General features: G+C 72.1%; 19 protein-coding genes. 9 read left to right on the forward strand and 10 right to left on the reverse strand.

What is annotated here, in order from left to right; genetic code table 11:
• Nucleotides 1-60: 60 nt before the first annotated feature.
• The 4 genes from mgrA to C2865_RS07690 form a co-directional block, all read right to left on the reverse strand.
• The gene (gene mgrA / locus C2865_RS07675; RefSeq protein ID WP_106397665.1) at nt 61-1,086 is read right to left on the reverse strand and encodes an L-glyceraldehyde 3-phosphate reductase; all 1,026 of its coding nucleotides are present in this window, start codon (nt 1,084-1,086) and stop codon (nt 61-63) included.
• An 82-nt stretch (nt 1,087-1,168) separates the two neighbouring features.
• Complete coding sequence (locus C2865_RS07680; protein WP_106397666.1) at nt 1,169-1,636, reverse strand: DoxX family protein; 468 nt, start codon at nt 1,634-1,636, stop codon at nt 1,169-1,171.
• Between the two features lie 163 nt (nt 1,637-1,799).
• The gene (locus C2865_RS07685) at nt 1,800-2,111 is read right to left on the reverse strand and encodes a hypothetical protein (protein ID WP_157963609.1); all 312 of its coding nucleotides are present in this window, start codon (nt 2,109-2,111) and stop codon (nt 1,800-1,802) included.
• 148 nt (nt 2,112-2,259) lie between these two features.
• Nucleotides 2,260-3,072 (reverse strand): crotonase/enoyl-CoA hydratase family protein, encoded by an 813-nt coding sequence (locus tag C2865_RS07690; protein WP_106397668.1) that lies wholly within the window; start codon nt 3,070-3,072, stop codon nt 2,260-2,262.
• A 163-nt stretch (nt 3,073-3,235) separates the two neighbouring features.
• Here C2865_RS07690 and C2865_RS07695 point away from each other — a divergent pair, with 163 nt between their 5' ends.
• From C2865_RS07695 to C2865_RS07730, 8 genes are all read left to right on the forward strand, one after another.
• A complete protein-coding gene (locus C2865_RS07695) occupies nt 3,236-4,801 on the forward strand; it encodes an acyl-CoA synthetase (RefSeq protein ID WP_106397669.1) in 1,566 nt (521 codons plus the stop codon).
• Between the two features lie 16 nt (nt 4,802-4,817).
• Nucleotides 4,818-5,738 (forward strand): Zn-ribbon domain-containing OB-fold protein, encoded by a 921-nt coding sequence (locus C2865_RS07700; RefSeq protein ID WP_106397670.1) that lies wholly within the window; start codon nt 4,818-4,820, stop codon nt 5,736-5,738.
• Complete coding sequence (locus tag C2865_RS07705) at nt 5,735-6,778, forward strand: thiolase domain-containing protein (protein WP_106397671.1); 1,044 nt, start codon at nt 5,735-5,737, stop codon at nt 6,776-6,778. The genes C2865_RS07700 and C2865_RS07705 overlap by 4 nt, the downstream gene beginning before the upstream one ends.
• A gap of 2 nt (nt 6,779-6,780) precedes the next feature.
• Nucleotides 6,781-7,938, forward strand: coding sequence for a thiolase domain-containing protein (locus C2865_RS07710; RefSeq protein WP_106397672.1), 1,158 nt, complete (start codon nt 6,781-6,783; stop codon nt 7,936-7,938).
• The gene (locus C2865_RS07715) at nt 7,935-9,527 is read left to right on the forward strand and encodes an acyl-CoA synthetase (protein ID WP_106397673.1); all 1,593 of its coding nucleotides are present in this window, start codon (nt 7,935-7,937) and stop codon (nt 9,525-9,527) included. The genes C2865_RS07710 and C2865_RS07715 overlap by 4 nt, the downstream gene beginning before the upstream one ends.
• Nucleotides 9,528-9,635: 108 nt before the next feature.
• Nucleotides 9,636-10,100, forward strand: a complete 465-nt coding sequence (locus C2865_RS07720; RefSeq protein ID WP_106397674.1) for a MarR family winged helix-turn-helix transcriptional regulator — start codon at nt 9,636-9,638, stop codon at nt 10,098-10,100.
• A 100-nt stretch (nt 10,101-10,200) separates the two neighbouring features.
• A complete protein-coding gene (locus tag C2865_RS07725) occupies nt 10,201-10,638 on the forward strand; it encodes a Zn-ribbon domain-containing OB-fold protein (protein ID WP_110554871.1) in 438 nt (145 codons plus the stop codon).
• Nucleotides 10,635-11,825 carry a lipid-transfer protein gene (locus C2865_RS07730; RefSeq protein ID WP_106397675.1) on the forward strand — a complete coding sequence of 397 codons (1,191 nt, stop codon included), beginning with the start codon at nt 10,635-10,637 and terminating at the stop codon, nt 11,823-11,825. The genes C2865_RS07725 and C2865_RS07730 overlap by 4 nt, the downstream gene beginning before the upstream one ends.
• Before the next feature lie 189 nt (nt 11,826-12,014).
• Here the strand turns inward: C2865_RS07730 and C2865_RS07735 are convergent, their stop codons facing one another.
• From C2865_RS07735 to C2865_RS07750, 4 genes are all read right to left on the reverse strand, one after another.
• Nucleotides 12,015-12,494, reverse strand: a complete 480-nt coding sequence (locus tag C2865_RS07735; RefSeq protein WP_106397676.1) for a hypothetical protein — start codon at nt 12,492-12,494, stop codon at nt 12,015-12,017.
• Between the two features lie 41 nt (nt 12,495-12,535).
• Nucleotides 12,536-15,625, reverse strand: coding sequence for a hypothetical protein (locus C2865_RS07740; RefSeq protein WP_157963610.1), 3,090 nt, complete (start codon nt 15,623-15,625; stop codon nt 12,536-12,538).
• 165 nt (nt 15,626-15,790) lie between these two features.
• Nucleotides 15,791-15,994 carry a PspC domain-containing protein gene (locus tag C2865_RS07745; protein WP_106397678.1) on the reverse strand — a complete coding sequence of 68 codons (204 nt, stop codon included), beginning with the start codon at nt 15,992-15,994 and terminating at the stop codon, nt 15,791-15,793.
• A 114-nt stretch (nt 15,995-16,108) separates the two neighbouring features.
• Nucleotides 16,109-16,750, reverse strand: a complete 642-nt coding sequence (locus C2865_RS07750) for an HAD family hydrolase (protein ID WP_106397679.1) — start codon at nt 16,748-16,750, stop codon at nt 16,109-16,111.
• Between the two features lie 90 nt (nt 16,751-16,840).
• Between C2865_RS07750 and C2865_RS07755 the strand changes: the two genes are divergently transcribed.
• Nucleotides 16,841-17,869, forward strand: coding sequence for a phosphotransferase family protein (locus C2865_RS07755; protein ID WP_157963611.1), 1,029 nt, complete (start codon nt 16,841-16,843; stop codon nt 17,867-17,869).
• Nucleotides 17,870-17,932: 63 nt separating this feature from the next.
• On the opposite strand, the gene C2865_RS07760 is transcribed toward C2865_RS07755, so the two are convergent.
• Nucleotides 17,933-18,880, reverse strand: coding sequence for an LLM class F420-dependent oxidoreductase (locus C2865_RS07760; protein ID WP_106397681.1), 948 nt, complete (start codon nt 18,878-18,880; stop codon nt 17,933-17,935).
• Between the two features lie 30 nt (nt 18,881-18,910).
• Nucleotides 18,911-19,678 carry an SDR family oxidoreductase gene (locus C2865_RS07765; RefSeq protein ID WP_106397682.1) on the reverse strand — a complete coding sequence of 256 codons (768 nt, stop codon included), beginning with the start codon at nt 19,676-19,678 and terminating at the stop codon, nt 18,911-18,913.
• Nucleotides 19,679-19,753: the final 75 nt, after the last annotated feature.

Genomic DNA, 19,753 nt, shown 5'->3' on the forward strand with positions numbered 1-19,753 from the left:
AGGCAGGCCCCCGGTCGGCGGACCGGGGGCCTCTCCGTTTGCGGACGGCCCCGCCGGGACTCAGGAGTCGCTGGAGCGGGACCAGAGGTTGACGCCGGATTCGACGGCGTCCTCGTCGATGGCGGCGAGTTCCTCGGGGGTGAAGGACGGGCCGTTCAGGGCGGCGAGGTTCTCCTCCAGCTGGGCGACGCTGCTGGCGCCCAGGAGGAGGGAGGTGACGCGGGGGTCGCGCAGGGCCCAGGAGAGGGCCATCTGGGCCAGGGTCTGGCCGCGGGATTCGGCTCGGGCGGCCAGGGAGCGGACGCGGGCGAGGTTCTGGTCGTTCAGGTGGTCGGGGGACAGGAAGCGGTTCTGGGCGGCGCGGGAGCCGGCGGGGACGCCGTCCAGGTAGCGGGTGGTGAGGACGCCCTGGGCCAGGGGGGAGAAGGCGATGCAGCCGACGCCCTCGGCCTCCAGGGTGTCCAGGAGGCCGTGCTCGATCCAGCGGTTGAGCATCGAGTACGAGGGCTGGTGGATGAGCAGGGGGGTGCCCAGGCCGCGCAGGATCGCGGCGGCCTCGGCGGTGCGCTCGGGGGAGTAGGACGAGATCCCGGCGTACAGCGCCTTGCCGGAGCGGACGGCGTGGTCGAGGGCGCCCATGGTCTCCTCCAGGGGCGTCTCGGGGTCGAAGCGGTGGCTGTAGAAGATGTCGACGTGGTCCAGGCCCATGCGCTCCAGGGACTGGTCGAGGCTGGCCAGCAGGTACTTGCGCGAACCCCACTCGCCGTACGGTCCGGGCCACATGTCGTAGCCGGCCTTGGTGGAGATGATGAGCTCGTCCCGGTACGGGCGGAAGTCCCGGGCGAAGACCTCCCCGAAGTTGCTCTCGGCCGACCCCGCGGGCGGGCCGTAGTTGTTGGCCAGGTCGAAGTGGGTGACGCCCAGGTCGAAGGCCCGCCGCAGGATGGCGCGCTGCACCTCGCGGGGCTTGTCGTCGCCGAAGTTGTGCCACAGTCCCAGCGAGATCGCGGGCAGCTTCAGGCCGCTGCGCCCGCAGCGGCGGTAGGGGATCTGTTCGTAGCGGTCCGCAGCGGCGAGATAGGTCATCGACGTTCCTTACCGGGCCCTGTCAGGGCTCCGTGGGTGATCAAAGCTCCCACCAGCCTAGACGCGAAGGCGGCGGCCCGCGCTACCGGCGGACGAGGAGGGTGATCAGGGCGGCGATGACGGCGAGGGCGATGGCCGAGAAGCCCCAGGCGATGCCGGAGGGCTCCCACTTGCGGCCGTGGTCGAGGCTGTAGCGGCCCGGACCGGTGAAGGCCAGGCCGAGCGCGGCGAAGGCGAAGAGGGCCGGTTTCTCGAAGCCCATGTAGAAGCCCTTCTCCCAGTCCACGATCACGGCGTTGAGCATGACGCCCAGCACCATGGCCGCGCCCAGCGGGGTGAACAGGCCGAGGGCCAGCAGCAGTCCTCCGACGAACTCGCCGAGGCCGGCGAGGACCGCGAAGAGCTTGCCGGGTTCGTAGCCGAGCTGGGCGAAGTACATGCCGGTGCCCTCGATGCCGTTCCCCCCGAACCACCCGAACAGCTTCTGCGCTCCGTGCGAGGCGATCGCCAGCCCGAAGAGCAGCCGGAGCAGCAACAAACCGAAGTCCATGCCGACTCAGCGTAATGACCGCCGCGCCACCTCCCGGTCAAGGCGGGAGGCGCGGTGCCGGCGGAGACGCCCGGAAAAGTGAAGGACAGGGCAAGCCTGCGGGCGCCCGGGTAAGGGCGAGATCAACACGGTGTGACGGGCGGCGGTGGCGTCCGGACCGGGATCAGACGACGTCGCGGCCGCGGGCGACCCGGGCCAGGAGGGAGCCGATGGCCCAGTAGACGAGGGCGGCGAGGCCCCAGTTGAAGAGGATCGCGAGTTCGGCGTCGTCGGGGGTGAACATGTCGTGGAAGGGGGTGGTCAGCCAGCTCGCGGCGTCGAGGATCCAGTCGACCAGCGCGTTGCCGCGGTTGCCGTCCGCCCAGACCAGCACGATGCCCAGTACGATGATCCCCACCACGATCCCCGTGACGGCGTTGATCACCGAGGTGATCGGATTGCGGCGGACCATGCGCTCTCTCCAGGTAACAGTCATGCTCAGGTCCGTGCCCCGCACTACCACTGATTACGGCGGAGATTCAAAGATTGGCCAAATGAGGCCAGGAAATCGCGCGGGAAGCGCGGGGGGCGCCGGCGCGCGGCCGGCGCCCCCCGCGGCGAAGCGGGAGGCCGCCGGGCCGGGCTTACTTGCCCTGGAAGTTCGCGGGGCGCTTCTCCCGGAAGGCGAGGGCGCCCTCCTTGGCGTCCTCGGAGCCCATGACCTCCCAGCCGATGGTGTCGGAGACCTGGAGGGCCTCCTCCTCGGGGAGGTGGAAGGTCTCGCGGTGGGTGCGCAGGATGGCCTGGACGGACAGGGGGGCGCAGGCGGCGACCTGGTCGGCCAGCTCGCGGGCGGCCTTCAGCGCCTCGCCGTCCGGGACGATCTTGTTGATGAGGCCCATGGCCAGGGCCTCCTGGGGGGTGACCGAGCGGGCGGTCAGCAGGATGTCCATGGCGGCGGCGTAGCCGATCTGGCGGGGCAGGCGCAGCACGCTGCCGCCCATGGGGAACAGGCCGCGCTTGGCCTCGAACAGGCCGAGGGTGGCCGACTCGGCGACCACGCGCAGGTCGGTGCCCATCAGCAGCTCGGTGCCGCCGGCCACCGCGTAGCCCTCGATCGCGCAGATGATGGGCTTGGTCGGCACCGCCTCGCGCAGCAGGCCCTTCCAGTGGTAGTTGGGGATCTCCGAGGCCCGCTGCCGCACCCGCTCGTCGTCGGACGGCCTGCTCATGGCCTTCAGGTCCGCGCCGGAGCAGAAGTCACCGGCCGCGCCCGTCAGGATGCCCACGCGCACCGACGGCTCGGAGCTGATGTAGGCGAAGGCGTCCGCCATGCCCACGAGCATGTCCGTGCTCAACGCGTTCTTGGCTTCCGGCCGATTCATCGTCACGATGACCACATGACCGTCCTGCTCGACGGTGCAGTGCGCGGTACTGATCGGCAGTACTTCCGGCATCAGAGTGCCTCCAGGGAGTCCCGAATGAGAACGGATTCTATTTAGTAGATCACCAGCCCAGCAAGAGTAAATCCACCCCTTGCCGACTCAAACTAGAACGTGATCTACTCGCTCTGGACTTGAGTCTCACCCACATCCACCCCCGAGGGCAAGGGAGGTGCTCATGGGCACCCTGGGCTTCTGGCGGCTCGCGGAGCAGGATCCGGACTGGATCGCGGCCGTCGACCCGGACGGCACGGAGTACACCGCGGGCGAACTGCTGAGCCGGTCGAACCGGCTGGTCCACGCGCTCCGCGGGCTGGGCCTGGAGAAGAACGACGGCATCTGCGGGCTGGTCCCCAACGGCGTCGAGGGGCTGGTGCTCTACCTCGCCGCGCTGCAGGCCGGCTGGTACTACACCCCCATCAACTGGCACCTGACCGGCCCCGAGATCGGCTACATCGTCGCCGACTCCGAGGCCAAGGCGTTCTTCGTGGACGAGCGCCACGCGGCGGAGGGCGTCCGGGGCGCCGACGAGGCGGGCCTGGCGGCGTCGCGGCGCTTCTCCTTCGGCTCCGTCGAGGGCTTCACCCCGGTGGAGGAGCTCCTCGAAGGGCACCCCGACACCAAGCCCGAGGACCGCAGCAACGGCGCGACGATGCACTACACGTCCGGGACGACCGGCCGCCCCAAGGGCGTGCGCCGCGCCCTGTACGGCATCGACCCCGACGACAGCGCCGAGTTCATGACGTTCCTGCTCAGCCTGTTCGGCATCCCCGCGGGCGTCGCCGTCACCGGCGAGAAGCAGGCGCACCTGATCACCTCGCCGAACTACCACACGGCCGTGACGCAGTTCGGCGGCACCGCCCTGCAGATGGGCCACACGCTCGTCTACATGGACAAGTGGGACGCCGAGGACACCCTCCGGCTGATCGAGAAGTACAAGGTCACCAACACCCACATGGTGCCCACGCACTTCAAGCGCCTGCTGACCCTGCCGGAGGAGACCCGCGGCAAGTACGACGTCTCCTCCATGAAGTGGGCGATCCACGCCGCCGCGCCCTGCCCCGTCCCGCTCAAGTACCAGATGCTCGAGTGGTGGGGCCCGTGCATCTGGGAGTACTACGCGGCCACCGAGGGCGGCGGCACCATCGCCTCGCCGGAGGACTGGCTGGCCCACCCCGGCACCGTCGGCAACGCCTGGCCGATCTCCGAGGTGATCATCGTGGACGACGACGGGAACGAGCTCCCCGCGGGCACCCCCGGCACGATCTACATGAAGATGGCCGGCGCCGACTTCGAGTACAAGGGCGACAAGGAGAAGACGCAGAAGTCCCGCCTGCGCGAGTTCTTCACGCTCGGCGACGTCGGCTACCTCACCGAGGACGGCTTCCTGTTCCTGTCCGACCGCAAGTCCGACATGATCATCTCCGGCGGCGCCAACATCTACCCCGCCGAGATCGAGAACGAGATCATCCTGCACCCGAAGGTCGCGGACGTCGCGGTGTTCGGCATCCCCAACGACGAGTGGGGCGAGGAGATCAAGGCGGTCGTCGAGCCCGCCGCGGGCGTCGCGCCGGACGAGGCGCTGACCGAGGAGATCTTCGCGTTCCTCAAGCCGCGCCTGGCCAAGATGAAGTGGCCGCGGACGATCGACTACACCGAGGCGCTGCCGCGCGAGCCCAACGGCAAGCTGCTCAAGCGCAAGCTCCGCGACCCCTACTGGGCCGACCGCACGACCGCCATCTGACGCTGGAGCGAGAAAGTTGCCCAATCACATTCTTGAGTTCCCGGGCGGTTACACCCGCTCGGTCGGTCCGGTCATCGGCCGCTTCCTGTCCGAACTGCGCGACGGCCGCCTCGTCGGCGTGAAGACGCAGGCGGGCAAGGTGCTCTTCCCGCCGGTCGAGTACGACCCGGCGAACGGCCACGAGGTCACCGGCGAGTTCGTCGAGGTCGGCCCGGTCGGCACCGTCGAGACCTTCTCCTGGGTGCCCGAGCCGCTGCCCGCCCACCCGCTGGACCGCCCGTTCGCCTGGGCGCTGATCCGGCCGGACGGCGCGGACACCGCGATCCTGCACGCCCTGGACCTGGGCGAGTTCGAGCGCGGGGCCAAGCCGCCCAAGCGCCTCAAGGCGGGCCTGCGGGTGCGTCCCGAGTACCGCGCGGAGCGCAAGGGTGACATCACCGACATCGTGGCGTTCCGTCCCGAGGTCAGCATGATCACCTCCCCGACCCGGCTGGAGTACGACCTCCAGCCCGGCAAGGCCCTGGACCGCTTCTTCGAGGCCGTCGCCGAAGGAAAGATCCTCGGCCACCGCTGCGGCGTCTGCGACAAGGTCATCGTCCCGATGGCGGGCTTCTGCGCCAAGGACGGCGTGCCGACGACCGAGGAGGTCGAGGTCGCCGACACCGGCACCGTCACCACCTTCGCCGTCAACAACCTGCCCGACCCGCGCGCGCCCGAGGTGCCGTTCGTCTCCGCCTACGTGCTGCTGGACGGGGCGGACATCACGCTGCTCACCCTGGTCGCCGGCATCCCCGCCGACCAGGTCCGGATGGGCATGCGGGTGAAGGCCGCCTGGAAGCCCCGGGAGGAGTGGGGCCCGACGCTGTCCAACATCCGCTGGTTCGAACCCTCCGGCGAGCCCGACGTCCCCTTCGAGACGATCGAGGAGTACCTGTGAAAGATGTCGCGATCGTCGCGTTCGTACAGACCGAGCACAGCGCCGAGGACACCGGGCTGAACGAGACCGAGCTGCTGCTGCCGCTGATCACCGAGATCAAGCAGCAGACCGGGATCAACCGGTTCGACTTCACCTGCTCCGGCTCGTGCGACTACCTGCTCGGCACGCCGTTCTCGTTCGTCTCCGCGCTGGACGCCGTCGGCGCCTGGCCGCCGATCTCCGAGAGCCACGTCGAGATGGACGGCGCCTGGGCGCTGTACGAGGCGTGGGTGAAGATGCAGTACAGCGACGAGGTCGAGACCGCCCTGGTCTACGGCTTCGGCAAGCCGTCGCAGACCAGCGTGCGCCAGGTGCTGGGCCTCCAGCTCGACCCGTACTACCTGGTCCCGCTCGGCGCCGACCAGGTGTCGCTGGCCGCCCTGCAGGCCCAGGCCTACCTGGCCCGCTCCGGAGCCAAGGAGGGCGACCTCACCGCGGTCGCCGCCCGCTCCCGCGCCGACGGCCGGAACAACCCGCACGCCCTGCACCTGGACGACCCCGCGGACGACGCCCCCTACGACGTCGCGCCGCTGAAGGTCCACGACGTCGCCCCCTCGGCGGACGGCGCGGCCGTCGTCGTCCTGGCCACCGGGGACAAGGTCCGCGAGATCTGCGAGCGGACCGGCCTGAAGCCGGCCTGGATCCGCGGCATCGACCACCGCGCCGACGCCCACTCCCCGGGCGTGCGGGACCTGTCGGTCTCGCCGTCCGCGAAGATCGCCGGCGAGAAGGCCGGCGCGGCGAACGTCGAGGTCGCCGAACTGCACACGCAGTTCAGCCACGAGGAGCTGATCCTGCGCGAGGCGCTGAACCTCGGCGAGGACGTGCGGATCAACCCCTCCGGCGGCCCCCTGTCGGCCAACCCGGTGATGGCCACCGGCCTCATCCGCATCGGCGAGGCCGCCGCCCTCATCCACCGCGGCGAGGCACGGCGGACGCTGGGCCACGCCACCAGCGGTCCCTGTCTGCAGCAGAACCTCGTCGCCGTTCTGGAGGCCTGATCATGGGCAACCCCTGTGCCGTCATCGGGGTCGGCCAGACCCACTACACCACCAAGCGGCTCGACGTCTCGATCGCGGGCCTGCTGCGCGAGGCAGCCGTGCGCGCGCTGGAGGACGCCCAGCTGACCTGGGACGACATCGACGCCGTCGTCATCGGCAAGGCACCCGACATGTTCGAGGGCGTCCCGATGCCCGAGGCCTACCTCGCCGACGCCCTGGGCGCCACCGGCAAGCCGATGATGCGCGTGCACACCGCGGGCTCGGTCGGCGGCTCCACCGCGATCGTCGCGGCCAGCATGGTCCAGTCCGGGGTGCACCAGCGGGTGCTGACCGTGGCGTGGGAGAAGCAGTCGGAGTCCAACGCCACCTGGGCGCTGACCGTCAACAAGCCGCACAACGCCTCCCTCGTGGTCGGCGCGGGCGGCTACTTCGCCCCGCACATCCGCGCCTACATGCGGCGCTCCGGCGCGCCCGACCACATCGGGACGCTGGTCGCGGTCAAGGACCGCGAGAACGCCCTGAAGAACCCGTACGCGCACCTGAAGATCCCCGGCATCTCCCGCGAGATCGTGGAGATGACGCCGATGCTCTGGGAGCCGATCCGCTACCTGGAGACCTGCCCGTCCTCGGACGGCGCGGTCGCGATGATCATGGCGAGCGAGGACGCGGCCAAGAAGGCGCCGAACAAGCCGGCCTGGATCCACGGGACGGCGATGCGCTCGGAGCCGATCTTCTTCGCCGGCCGCGACACCGTGAGCCCCCAGGGCGGCAAGGACTGCGCCGCCGACGTCTACCGCCAGGCCGGGATCAGCGACCCGCGCAGCGAGCTCGACGTCGCCGAGGTGTACGTCCCGTTCTCCTGGTACGAGCCGATGTGGCTGGAGAACCTGGGGTTCTGCGGCGAGGGCGAGGGCTGGAAGCTCACCGAGTCCGGCGCCACGGCGATGGACGGCGACATCCCGTGGAACCCGTCCGGCGGCGTCCTGTCGTCCAACCCGATCGGAGCGTCGGGGATGATCCGGTTCGCCGAGGCTGCCCTGCAGGTGCGGGGCCTGGCCGGCGAACACCAGGTCGACGGCGCGCGGCGCGCCCTCGGCCACGCCTACGGGGGAGGCGCTCAGTTCTTCGCGATGTGGATCGTCGGAAGTGAGAAGCCATGACCGTGTTCAACATCGCCGACCTGTTCGAGGGCATCGCCGACGCGATCCCCGACCGGATCGCCCTGATCTGCGGGGAGGAGCGCCTCACCTACGCCGAGGTGGACCGGCGCGCCAACCGGCTGGCCCACGCCCTGCTCGCCGAGGGCGTGCGGCCGGGCCAGCACGTGGGCATGCAGCTGTACAACGGCATCGAGTACGCGACGGCGCTGCTGGCCACGGTCAAGATCCGCGCCGTGCCGATCAACGTGAACTACCGGTACGTCGAGGCCGAGCTGGACTACCTCTACGGGAACTCCGAGATCACCGCCCTCCTGTACGACGTGGAGCTCGAGGACCGGGTCGCGGCCGTCGCGCCCCGCTTCCCGGCGCTGCGGACCCTGGTCGGGGTCAGCGGCCCGACGACCGTGGCGGGCGCCCGGACGTACGCGGAGTTCGTCGCGGACCGGCCCGACACCCGCGGTTTCGAGGCGCGCAGCGAGGACGACCGCTACATCATCTACACCGGTGGCACCACCGGCATGCCCAAGGGCGTGGTGTGGAAGATGAAGGACATGCTGTTCGCCTTCGCGAACCCCACCTACCCGGCGCCGGAGACCCCGCAGGGCTGGATCGACCACGCGGCCGGAGGCGGTCCGCTGGTGTCGATGTCGGTGGCGCCGCTCATGCACGGCGCCGCCCAGCTGAACACCTGGATCACCTGGTGGATGGGCACGACGATGACGTACGTGCGCAAGTTCGACGCCGACACCATCTGGCGGACGGTCGAGCGGGAGAAGGTGAACTCCATCACCATCACCGGTGACGCGATGGCCGTGCCGCTGGCCGACGCCCTGGACTCCGGCACCTACGACCTGTCGAGCCTGTACGCGTTCGTCTCCACCGGCGCGATCCTCACCGGCACGGTCCGCGAGCGGATCGCGGCGGCGCTGCCGAACGTCATGATCCTCGACCGGTTCGGCTCCACCGAGTCCGGCTCGACGGCGCAGGCCACCGCCGGGTCCTCCCCGGAGAAGGGCCTGCGGTTCGCCCCGGACGTGCCCGACATCGCGGTGCTCGACGACTCCCTGAAGCCGGTCCAGCCGGGTTCGGGGGTGCTCGGGCAGCTCGCCCGCACCGGGTACATCGCCAGCGGCTACTTCAACGACCCGGAGAAGACCGCGAAGACCTTCCCCGTGGTCGACGGGAAGCGCTGGCTGCTCACCGGCGACATCGCCACCGTGGACGCCGACGGGACGATCATGGTGTTCGGCCGCGGCTCCCAGGCGATCAACACCGGCGGCGAGAAGGTGTACCCGGAGGAGATCGAGGCGGTGCTCAAGGGCCACCCCGCGGTCTTCGACGCCGTGGTCACCGGCATCCCCGACGAGCGGTTCGGCTCCAGGGTCGCGGCCGTGGTCCAGCTGAGGGAGACGGAAGTCACTCCCGAAGAGCTGGACGCCCACTGCCGCAAGGAGCTGTCGGGCTACAAGGTGCCGCGCACCTACGCCTTCGTGCCCGAGATGCGCCGCTCCCCGGCGGGCAAGGCCGACTACCGGTGGGCTCGCGAGGTCGCCGAACAGGTGGCGGAACAGGCGCCCGAACAGGCGTGATCGGGCCCTGATCGGGTCCCGCCCAGACGATCGGCGGGACCCGGCGGGGCTCCCTGCTCCCGGAGGCGACTAGTCTCGTTGCCATCGGGAGCAGGAAAGAGCCGTTTTTTGTCTAGCGAAGCCAAATCAGAGCAGGAACTCCAGGAGAAGGTGCGGCGCCACGCCATCTGGGCGGTGACGCTGCACAACGCCGGCGCGGCCAAGGCGGGACTGAACGCCTCGGACGCCCAGGCGCTCAACCTGCTGCAGGTCCACGGGATGATGACGCCGGGCCGACTGGCCGAGGCCATGAGCCTCACCACCGGCGGATCGATCACCGCCCTCATCGACAGGCTGGAGAAGGCGGGGCTGGTCCGCCGGGTCAGGGACGCGGCCGACCGGCGCAGGGTGCTCGTCGAGCCGGTGCCGGAGAGGGTCGAGGCGCTGATGGAGCAGTTCGCCCCGGTCACGGGCACGGCCTGGGAGCGCCTCTCGGGCTACACCGAGGAGGAGCGGCAGGTGCTGATCCGCTTCTTCGACGACGTGCACGACAACATCCCGGAGATCCTGGCGGATCTGCGCGCGCTGTCCTGAGCCGCGGGTCCCGTGCCCGGTCAGCGGGACTGGACCCGCTGCCGGCGGCCCTCCCGGCGGTAGCTTCGGCACAACGCTTGGTCGGTCATCGGGAGGTTCCGTGCTCAAGGAACGCAGGCTCGCCGTCGAGGGTTGGTTCACCACCGACCCGCCGGCGCTGATCGGGACGCGCTGCGGGGACTGCGGTACGCCGTACTTCCCGCGCAACGCGCTGGCCTGTCGCAACCCCGCCTGCTCCGGGCCCAAGGACGGCTCGGAGCTGGCTGAATACTCCTTCTCCACCCGAGGTCGGATCTGGTCGTTCGCCGACTCCAGGTACAAGCCGCCCGCCCCCTACGTCTCGCCCGAGCCGTTCCGCCCGTACGTGCTGGCGGCGGTCGAGCTGGAGGCCGAGAAGATCGTGATCCTCGGCCAGGTGGTGCCCGGGGTGGGCGTCGAGGACCTGTCCGTCGGGCAGGAGGTCGAACTCACCGTCGGCACCCTGTACGAGGACGACGAGGCCGAATACGTGGTGTGGATGTGGAGGCCCGTCTCATGAGCGGCAGGGAGATCGCGATCCTGGGTGCGGGCATGCACCCGTGGGGCAAGTGGGGACGCAGCTTCATCGAGTACGGGGTGGCCGCGGCGCGCTCCGCGCTCGCCGACGCGGGCCTGTCCTGGCAGGACGTGCAGTACGTGGCGGGCGCCGACACCATCCGCAACGGCTACCCGGGGTTCATCGCCGGCGCGACGTTCGCGCAGGCGCTCGGCTGGTCCGGCGCGCAGGTCTCGTCCTGCTACGCCGCCTGCGCGTCCGGCGCGCAGGCCATCGCCAACGCCCGCGCGCAGATCCTCTCCGGGCTGGCCGACGTCGCGCTCGTCGTGGGCGCCGACGCCGCGCCCAAGGGCTTCTTCGCGCCCGTCGGCGGCGACCGGCCCGACGACCCGGACTGGCTGCGCTTCCGGCTGCTCGGCGCGACCAACCCCATGTACTTCGCGCTGGCCGCCCGCCGCCGCATGGCCCTGTACGGGTCGACGCGCGAGGACTTCGCGCTGGTCAAGGTGAAGAACGCCAAGCACGGCCTGAACAACCCCAACGCCCGCTACCGCAAGGAGGTCGCGGTCGAGGAGGTGCTGGAGTCCCCGGTCGTCGCCGACCCGCTGCGGCTGCTGGACATCTGCGCCACCAGCGACGGCGGCGCGGCGCTCGTCCTGACGTCGATGGAGTTCGCGCGCTCGCGCGGCCTGGACCCGGTGCGCATCTCCGGCCTGTCCACGGTCACCCCGACCTTCCCCAAGACGGTGCTGGACCTGCCGGACTTCGCGACGGACTCGGCGATGACCGTCCCCGTCCCCGAGCGCCCCTTCCGCGCCGCGCTGGCCCACAGCGCCTACGAGGAGGCCGGCGTCGGCCCCGAGGACGTCTCGGCGGCCGAGGTGTACGACCTGTCCACCGCGCTGGAGCTCGACTGGATGGAGGACCTCGGGCTGTGCGCGCCGGGCGAGGCCGAGTCCCTGCTGCGCGCGGGGGAGACCTCGATCGGCGGCCGGATCCCGGTGAACCCCTCCGGCGGCCTGGGCAGCTTCGGCGAGGCCATCCCCGCCCAGGCCATCGCCCAGCTGTGCGAGCTGACATGGCAGCTGCGCGGTCAGGCCGAAGGCCGCCAGGTCGACGGAGCCCGCGTCGGCATCGCCGTCAACCAGGGCCTCTTCGGGCACGGCAGCGCCACGATCGTGACCCGCTGACCCCGCCCCCGCCCCGCACACGGCACCGCCCGTGACACGCCGCGCCCCCGGCACCGTGTCCGCACGACACGGCACCGGGGGCGCCGCCGTGTCCGCGGGCGGCGTTCCGCAGTGCGGGCCGTCTGAGGGGGCGGCGCACGGCGCGGGCTCCCCGGACGGGTGCGAGGGGCGGCGCCGCGTTCGCGGTGGTCAGCGCAGGAGGAAGTCGCGGGTGCGGGAGTCCAGGTCCAGGTCCGCGGCGGCGCGGCGCAGGGAGGCCAGGAGCAGGGCGTTCAGCTCGGGGTGGGCGGACAGGCCGGTGACGTCGAGCTCCAGGTCGCGGCCCGCGCCGTCCTCCAGGAACAGGGCCGGGCGGGAGCCTGCGTGCAGGCGGACGTGTGCGAGCCTGCTGGTCTTCACCCAGGAGGCACCGCAGCGGAACCAGTCGGCGCCCGCCGACATGGACGGCATGCGCGCCCACACGACCAGGGCGGCCAGCGCGGACAGAACCGCGGGGATGAGCCACAGCAGCGGTTCGGCGGTCCAGGCGAGGCCGCCGTCGGCCAGGCTGAACAGGGCGGCGGACAGCAGCATCAGGCCGAGGAACACCGACAGGAGGCGCCGCGGGTCGCGGCCCGTCCACGCCAGGGGCGCGGTCTGGCCGGGCGGCGGCTGGGGCCTGCGTGCCAAGGCGCACTCCGTTCTGGCTGTTCGCGGCGCGCCGCGGCCCGCTAGGCGCGCAGCGACTGGACGGCGTAGCGGAGGCGGGCCTCCGCGATGTGCAGCTCGTCCGGCGGGCAGGCCAGCACGTCCCGGGCGCGGGCGACGAGCTGCTCGTCGGTGAGCGTGGTGTCAGCGGCCAGCCTACGCACCAGTTCGACCAGCTCGGCCCGCTGATAGGCGACGATGGAGCGGCCGGGCGCGAACTCGAGCGGCTCCTCGCCGGAGCGGGGCGCGGGCACCTCGGGACGCTCGGGCGGGGGAGGGGGCAGCCGGCGCGAACCGTCCGCGCCCACCTCCAGCACCGGGAACCGGGCGGCCAGCGTGCCGAAGAACGTCGACTCGGGGGTGAGGGTGCGCTCGGCCGGGACGGGCCCGCCCGGACCCAGCACCATCACCCGGGGGGCGTGCCACAGCAGCAGGAGCCACTCGACGCCCTCGCCCGCCTGGTCGACCACCACGACGTCGAAGGAGTCGGGGTCGGCGGGCAGGGCGGAGGCGGCCTCGGCGGGCGGCATGATCCACAGCGGCGGCTCGCCGCCCGGGCGGGACAGCGCCCAGCCCCACGCGTGGCGGTGGGCCAGGGCGTCCCCGGCCTCGCGGGCGCGTTCGCGGGCCTGCTCCAGCTCCTCGGTCAGCTCCAGGTCCTCGCGGGCGCGCGGGTGGGCCAGCAGCAGGGACGACAGGTGCGCCCAGCGCCAGGCCTCCTCCCACTCCTCGGGCACCAGCGTCGGCCGCCGGGCCAGGTCGGGGTGGACCGCGCGCAGCCGCTCCAGCAGCTCGTCGCAGCGCAGCTGCGCCGCCTGCTCCCTGCGGGCGCGTGCCAGGTCCTCCAGGCTCTGCTCGTAGGCGGCCAGGTCGCGCGCCGACAGGGCGGCGGCCGCCGCCCTCAGCTCCGGCGGCGCCTGCCCCTCGCCGATCTCCAGCTCGACGGTCTGCCGCAGGGAGGCCAGCGCCGCCCAGGCCGTCGAGGCGCGCTGGCGCACCCGCACGAGCTCCAGCGCCCGCTGGTACTCCCGCCACGCCGCGGGCGTCTGCAGCACGAGCGGCAGGCCGATCCGGCGCAGCAGCCGGTGGGTCTCGGTGACGGCCCGCAGCGCCGTCCTGACCTGGCCGAGCTTGGCGTACAGCACCGACAGCTGGGCCACCAGCCCGTCGAGCGCCTGGCTGTCGGCGAGCTCCACCCCGACCGAGCGCCACGCCTCGGCCAGCTCGCCCACCGCCTGCCGGCTCTCCAGCGCGGCGATGACCACGTCCAGCTTCTCCGGCGTGCGGGGCGGGCCGCCGTCCACGGTGGACTCCTCCAGCAGCAGCTCGGCGCGCTTCTGCGCGGCGGGCCGCAGCGGTCCGCGTTTGAGCGTGCCGCCGGAGACCAGGTGGTGGCGCAGCTCCCGCGCCGCCTCGATGAGCTCGCCCTCGGGGCCCGGCGGCAGCACCACCCAGTGGCCGCCGACGGCGCGCAGCGCCCGGTCGGCGGTGGCGGCGCGTCCGGCCAGGTCGCCCAGGTACTCCCACAGCGGGGCGGGGCCGGCCAGGCCGTCGCGCAGGGCGCGGGCCGTCCAGTCGCCGCCGCCCCAGCCGATGCCCAGGGAGTCCATGACGGTCTGGACGGTGGTGGCGTACTCCTCGAGCCGCTCCAATGCCTCGGGCCCGCGGTCGGCGAGCCGCTGGGCCAGGTCGCCGGGCTCCGCCGCGGGCGCCTGCGCCATCGCCACCAGCAGCCGCACCCGGCCGGGCGCGGGCAGCACGGACGGGTCGGGCATGCGCTGGCGGCTCCTGGCCTCGCGGCCGGGCCCGGAGGCGGCCAGCAGGTCGGTGAGCTCGGCCGCCTCCGCGGCGGTGAGCGGCGGCTCGGCAGGCAGCCCCGGCAGCACCGGCAGCCAGGGGAAGCCGGGGGACAGGGCGGCCTCCAGCTCCTCGCGGGTGCCGCGGTAGCCGGGGGCGAGCTCCAGGCGCTCCTCCTGGCGGAAGGCGGCCAGCCGCGCCTGCAGCGCGGCGGCCTCGCGGTCGAGCTCGACGGCCTCGGCCTGGTGCTCGGCCAGCGCCCGCTCGTCGTGTTCGGGGTCGTGGGCGGCGAAGCGGGCGGCCAGCTCCCGCCTCTGCTCGGCGAGGTCGGACCCGGCGGCGGTGAACGTGGCGGCCAGCCCGGAGACCTCCGGGGGCAGGGCGTCGCGGATCTCTCGCGGGCGCCCGGTGGTGACCAGGACGCGCCGCCCCCGGGAGAGCAGGGCGCACAGCAGCCCGGCCGCGGCCGAGCGGTCCGGCACGTGCGCCAGCCGGTCGTCCGGGCCCGGCTGGAGGAACCTGGCGATCCCGGAGGGCACCGGGCCGTTGCGCACTCTGGTGAGCATGCCCTCCAGCAGCTCGACCAGGGCCGTACCGGAGCGCGGGCGCAGGACCAGCGCGGGCGCGAGCCGGAGCCGGTCGCCGGCGCCGCCCTCGTCCGCCCAGTCCTCGCGGAAGGGCACGGGTTCGGCGAAGGCGGACGAGCCCCACTTGCGCAGCACGTCGGAGACGGAGGCGTGCAGGGCCGCGCCCTGCCCGGCCCGGACCGCCTCGCGCAGCCAGTCCGTCCGGGAGGGCTGGAAGCCGGGCACGTCGCCCAGCACGTCGAGGTCCTGCAGGACGGCCGGGCCCTGGCCGACCAGCACGTCGACCCGTTCGGTGCGGGAGTCCAGGGCCACCCGCAGCGGGGTGGCCAGCAGGTGGTTGCGCACCTGGACCGGCCGGCCGTCGGCGCCGCCCGCCCAGGTGAGCAGCCCGGTGGCCAGGACGACCTCCCTGCCGTCCGCGTCCTGCGGCGCCTCCAGCGCCTCGGCCAGCCCGCGCAGCGCCCGGTACCAGCGGCGCAGGGCGAGCCAGGTGGCGAACCCCTCGGCGTCGGCGACCGAGTCGGGCGCCTCCAGCGGGATCGGGGGCAGGCCGAAGAGCACCTCGCCGGGGCCCGCGTCGGGGTGGAGCCGCACGTCGGAGGGCAGCTCGGCGAGCCAGTGCACCTGGTCGTAGGCGGCCAGGTCGGGCACCCGCACCCGGCGGGACCGGGCGACGTCGCGCAGGAAGCGCAGCAGCTGCTCCGCCTCGGCCTCGGTCTCGCCGCCCACCTGCACCCCCTTCGGTGACCCCGGTGTCCTGGGTGACCCCCGATGCTCCCGGGCGGTCCTCGCTCCGTCAAGCAGAGCGGTGCCCCATACTGCCGTGGTCCAGTCGGTAGCGTACGGTGACGCGTGGAACACCGTACGCATTTTCCCGGATTTCGGGGCCGTCCGTCAGATCCGGGCGGCCCGGTACTTGTCCTCGCCGGGCATCATCACCCACAGGATGGCGTAGGCGATGAACTGGGGTCCCGGCAGCAGGCAGGACAGCACGGTCAGCACGCGGACGAGCCGCGGGCTCATCCCGAACCTCCGTGCCAGTCCGGCGCAGACCCCGGCGATCACTCTTCCCTGGCTGGGGCGGTAGAGGCTGGTCATGTCGGCTCCTTCACTCGGTGGTGCGATCACTTTCCAAGTTACGGAGCCGACACGCTTGACAAATCGGTCTTATGTACTGTTCTTAGCTGGTACTTGCGGGGTAAGGGAAGCCCCCTAGGGGGCCAGCAGCGCCGGGAGCTCGGCGAGCGAGTCCAGCCGGAAGCGGCAGCGGGCGAGCGCCTCGTCGTCCCGCTGGACGTGGCCCCACGGACCCCGCCGCAGGAAGGCCACCTGGACGCCCGCGGCGAGGCCGGGCCGGACGTCGTTGTCGATGCGGTCGCCCACGTACAGGATGTCCGCCGCCGGCAGGCCCGCCTCGGCGCAGACCCGGGCGAAGAACTCCGGCGACGGCTTCTCCACGCCCCAGTCCTCGGACATGCCGACGATGTCGGCCTCCAGGCCCAGCGCGGCGAACTGGGCGGCGGCCTCCTTCGGCTGGTTGCCGGCCACGCCCACCACCAGCCCCATCGCCCGCAGGCCGGCCAGGCACGCCCGCGCGTCGGGGTAGAGGTCCGCGGGCCCGAAGCCGTTCGGCACCCCGGCGGCGCGCCGCGCCGCCTCCTCCTCGGCCAGGTCGAACCCCGGCTTGAAGTGCTCGAGCACCTCCAGGTGGTGCCCGCCGCGGGCGATCACCCCGCCGAGGACCGCGTTGAAGGTGTGCCGGGGCACCCCCAGCCAGTCGGCCCACTCGCCGTAGATGCGCCCCTCGTTGATGAGGGTTTCGCCGACATCGAAGAACACCGCCTTGATCTCCACTTTTCCATTTTAGGGAGACCCTTTCCATCCTCGGCCCCGGGGATTACGGTCGCAGAACCTACCTAGCGCTTGGTAAGAGAGGAGGGCGGTGTGCCGGTACCCGACCAGCGCGACCCCGCGCTCACCCGGGAAGTCCTCGACCGCTGGCTCGGCGGGCGTTCCCCGGGAGCCGTCGTGGAGCATCTGGAGACCCCCGCCTCCAGCGGTTTCTCCGCGGAGACACTGATCTTCCGCGCGGGCGGCGCGGACTACGTCGCCAAGGTGGCGCCGACGGGGCACCAGATCTTCCCCGAGCCGCGCTTCGAGGAGCAGTACCGCGTGCTGCGCGAACTGCGCCGGCGGGGGGTGCCCGTCCCGGAGGTGTTCTGGTACGAGCCTGACCCGTCGCTGCTGGGCGCGCCGTTCTTCGTGATGGCCGCCTGCCCCGGACGGGCCCCCTCCGACATGCCGCCCTACCACCAGGAGGGATGGGTCACCGAGGTCTCCCCGCGGGAGCGGGCCGCGCTGTGGGACAACGGGCTGCACGCGATGGCCTCCGTGCACGCCCAGCCCGTCGAGGGCCTGGAGTACGTGGACCAGACCGCGTACGGCCCGACCGGCCTGGAGCAGCGGCTCAACTACTACGAGCACTACCTGCACTGGTCCTACGACGGGAAGGTGCCGCTCGCCGAGCGGGCGCTGGAGTGGCTGCGCGCCAACCGCCCCGAAGAGAGCCGCCCGCCGTCACTGCTGTGGGGGGACTCCCGGATCGGCAACCTCCTGTTCGTGGACGGCGAGGTCAGCGCGATCCTCGACTGGGAGATGGTCACCCTCGGCCAGCCGGAGGAGGACCTCGCCTGGTACCTCTACCTCGACCGGCACCACTACACGGCCGTCGGCCTCCCCCCGCTGGAAGGCTTCCCGGGCAGGGAGCACACCATCGCGCGGTACGAGGAACTGCTCGGCAGGCCCATGGAGAACATGCGCTACTACGAGGTGCTCTCCGGTCTGAAGTTCACGGTCGTGATGGCGCGGATCGGCCAGCTGTTCATCAACTACGAACTGGTCCCCCCGGACGACGTCTTCCCCCACACCAACACCGCCACCTCGCTGCTCGCCACCGTGCTGGAAGAACTGTGACACCGAGGAAGAACGGCGAAGGCCACCTCGCCCGAGCGGGCGGGGCGGCCTCCAGGAGACGCGTCAGGCCGTGGGGGCCAGGGCGCGGACCGCTTCGGCGCCGTTGATCTGGCTGTTGGGCAGGAGCATCAGGATCGGGGTGGTCAGGCCGTTCGCGACGTACTCCCGGATGCGCTCGCGGCACTCGGCGGGTGAGCCGTGGACGATGAGGTCGTCGACGACCTCATCGGGGATGGCCTTCAGCGCGCCCTGGCGGTCGCCGGACGCCCACGCCTCGTTCATGGGGCGCAGGGCCTCGCCGCGGCCCAGCCACTCGTGGAACTTCTGGTAGACGGGGACGTTCAGGTAGGAGGTGATCAGCCACCGGCCGAGCTTGCGGGCCTCGTCGGCGTCCTCGGTCGGGACGACGAAGAGGCGGGCGAGCAGCTCCTTGTCCGGGTGGAACGCCCCGCGGACCGTCCGGACGTCCTGTGGGGACAGCCAGTTGGTGATGGCCGCGTCCGCCTCGCGGGCCGCCAGGCGCAGCATGCCGGGGCGCAGGGCGGCCAGCGCGATCTGCGGCGGGACCTCGGGGGCGGACTCCAACCGGAAGCCCTTCACGCCCAGCGCCTCGTCGGTGACCTTCTCCCCGGCCAGCGCCTTGCGCAGGAAGCGCAGCGTGTCGCGGACCTTCGCGAAGGGCTCGGTGAAGGGGATGCCGTTCCAGCGCTCCACGATGGTGTCGCTGGAGGTGCCGATCCCGAGCACGAACCTGCCGGGCGCCAGGTCGGCCAGGGTCGCGGCCTGCTGGGCCAGCAGCGCGGGGCCGCGCGTGTAGACGGGCACGATCGCCGGTCCCAGCCGCAGCTCCGGCGCCCACTGCGAGGCGAGCGCCAGCGGGGTGAACCCGTCGTTGCCGTTGGTCTCGGCCGACCAGACGTCGGTGTAGCCCAGGGCGGGCAGCTCCCGGACGAGCTCCTTGTGCGCGCCCAGCTTGATCCCGGGCAGTGGAACGGTCAGTCCCCAGTTCACGTGGTCTCCTCAGGCTCTCGTACGTCGGTGTCAGGCGATGGACGGGCGGATGATGGAACCGCCGTCGACGACCATGGTCTGCCCCGTCATCCAGGAGGAGGCGTCGCCGGCGAGGAAGACCGCGGCGTTGGCGATGTCCTCGGGCACGCCGAGGCGGCCCAGCGGGAGGGCCTTGCTGATGGCCTCCTCGTTCTCCTCCCACAGCGCGCGGGCGAGGTGCGTCTTGACCAGGCCGGGCGCGATCGCGTTGACCCGCACCCCGGGCGACAGCTCCATCGCGAACTGCCGCGACAGGTGGATGACCGCGGCCTTGGTGGCGTTGTAGTACCCGATGCCGTGCTCGGTCACCAGGCCGCCCACGCTGGCGATGTTGACGATCGACCCGCCGTGCTCGCGCATCGAGGCGTTCCAGACCAGCTGCGTCCACAACACGACGGCGAACTGGTTGACCTCGACGGTCTTGGCGGCGAGGGAGGCGCTGATGTCCACCATCGGCCCGTAGTGCGGGCTGGTCCCCGCGTTGTTGACCAGCACGTCGACCCGCCCGAACTCGGCGACCGCCGCGTCGACGCAGGCCCGTGCCTGCTCCTCGTCCCCGACGTGCGCGGCCTTGGCCAGCACGCCCGCCCCGGGGTGCTCGGCCCGGATCCGCGCCGCCACCTCGTCCAGCGCCTCCTGCCTGCGCGAGGAGAGCACCACGTTGGCACCCTCCGCCGCCAGCGCGAAGGCGATCGCCTCGCCGATCCCCCGCGACGCGCCCGTGATCAGCGCGGTCTTCCCTGCCAGCCCAGTCCGCATGTCAGCCTCCAGAACGTGGTTCGCCGCGCACTCTACCCACTAACTGACTCACGGGTTACTTGGGCCCCCGGGCCG

Source organism: Actinocorallia populi, assembly GCF_002995495.1.
Lineage (GTDB): Bacteria > Actinomycetota > Actinomycetes > Streptosporangiales > Streptosporangiaceae > Actinocorallia > Actinocorallia populi.